1 pseudogene is annotated in these 575 nt (G+C 64.5%); it reads left to right on the plus strand.

From position 1 onward, the window contains the following. Window positions 1–533 (plus strand): annotated as a pseudogene (locus NKH01_RS35220) (IS66 family transposase); the annotation flags it as partial. Between the last annotated feature and the right edge of the window lie 42 nt (window positions 534–575).

Genomic DNA, 575 nt, shown 5'->3' on the forward strand with positions numbered 1-575 from the left:
GTCGCCCGTCATCTGGACGGCTATCGCGGCATCCTGCAAGTCGACGGATACGCCGCCTATAACCGGCTGGCCCGATCCGATCGGGCCAATGACGCTGTGACGCTGGCGGCCTGTTGGTCACACGTGCGGCGCAAGTTCTACGAACTGCATGCCGCGGGCTCGTCCACCATCGCCTCGCAGACGGTGGCGCAGATGGCCCCACTATGGGCCGCCGAGGAGGCCGTCCGCGGTCACGACCCCGCAGCCCGGGTGATGGCGCGTCAGGAGAAATCCGCCGTCATCGTTGCCGCTCTCTTTGCGCTGTGGGAAAAGGAGCTGCCGAAGCTGTCGGGCAAATCGAAGCCCGCCGAGGCGATCCGCTATGCACTTGGCCGGCGTGCCGCGCTGGAGCGCTTCCTCACTGACGCCGCATCGAAATCGACTCCAACACCGTCGAGCGCGCCATCCGGCCGCAGACAATTACCCGAAAGAACAGCCTCTTCGCGGGCAGCGACGGCGGTGCGATATACTGCTCATCTGTCGATCGCCTTATAAACTAAGGACATTTTGGCGCGGATCATGAGACGCCGGACGCC

Source organism: Mesorhizobium sp. M1403 (genome assembly GCF_040317695.1).
GTDB lineage: Bacteria > Pseudomonadota > Alphaproteobacteria > Rhizobiales > Rhizobiaceae > Mesorhizobium.